This is a genomic window from Pantoea sp. WMus005 (genome assembly GCF_013415305.1).
In the GTDB taxonomy this organism is placed as follows: Bacteria; Pseudomonadota; Gammaproteobacteria; order Enterobacterales; family Enterobacteriaceae; genus Pantoea; species Pantoea rara.
The window spans coordinates 1-350 of record NZ_JACBXU010000022.1 but is presented as its reverse complement, the minus strand read 5'-3'; the positions used below and the strand labels follow the sequence as shown (position 1 = coordinate 350).

Annotated in this window: 1 tRNA gene; it reads right to left on the bottom strand. The window is 50.9% G+C overall.

Features of this window, described 5'->3' with window-relative positions:
• Window positions 1-273 precede the first annotated feature (273 nt).
• Window positions 274-349 (bottom strand) — tRNA-Ala (locus HZZ01_RS20740).
• Window position 350: the final 1 nt, after the last annotated feature.

The window sequence follows — 350 nt, the reverse complement described above, 5'->3', positions numbered from 1 at the left end:
ATTAGCACGTCCTTCATCGCCTCTGACTGCCTGGGCATCCACCGTGTACGCTTAGTCGCTTAACCTCACAACCCACAGGCGTTTTGCAACGCTTGCAAGTCACGAGCATTTGAGAGACTCGAACGCGCCGTGTTTTTCATTCTTATTACGGAGAATGAAAACGACGCGTCGTTTCAATTTTCAGCTTGTTCCGGATTGTTAAAGAGCATAATACTTCGCAGCACACCGTTGCCGGTACGCTCTGAAGTATTCAGAAAAAACAGATTAACGGTATGGTGGAGCTAAGCGGGATCGAACCGCTGACCTCCTGCGTGCAAGGCAGGCGCTCTCCCAGCTGAGCTATAGCCCCA